Below are 355 nucleotides of genomic sequence, written 5' to 3'. Positions count from 1 at the left end.
GTCACTCTCATCGAGGCAACGCCACGTGTACATGTCTTCGGGGGTGAGGTGCAGACCGACGTCCTCCTCTGCGACGGGGCTGAAATCGGAGTGGTCTACGGCGACCAGGTCGAGCATCAGTGTTACCCGCTCGGTGTCCACGGAGAAGACCTCAGCTGGGACCAGATGGTCCTGAAGGTCGCTCCCGTGGACGCTGAGACAGTGATCGTGGTGGACGGGGTGGACTTGACGTACGGCACGAGATTCCAAAGAGGCACCGAGCACACCGGGTGGGCAGGCACCATCGTGTTCCCGAGTGAGTGAGCACAGTGGGACCCGTTACAGGCCGGAGCGGTCGCGGCCCGCGAAAGAACTC

Annotated in this window: 1 protein-coding gene; it reads left to right on the top strand. The window is 62.8% G+C overall.

Annotated features, from left to right (window positions below; genetic code table 11):
• Positions 1–303 (top strand): hypothetical protein (locus FJR00_RS15890; RefSeq protein ID WP_238330549.1); only part of this gene is annotated, 303 nt, incomplete at its 5' end.
• Between the last annotated feature and the right edge of the window lie 52 nt (positions 304–355).

This window comes from Ornithinimicrobium kibberense (assembly GCF_006519705.1).
Taxonomy (GTDB): Bacteria; Actinomycetota; Actinomycetes; order Actinomycetales; family Dermatophilaceae; genus Ornithinicoccus; species Ornithinicoccus kibberensis.
The sequence above is the reverse complement of the archived record's forward strand: the minus strand, read 5'-3'. Positions and strand labels throughout refer to the sequence as shown.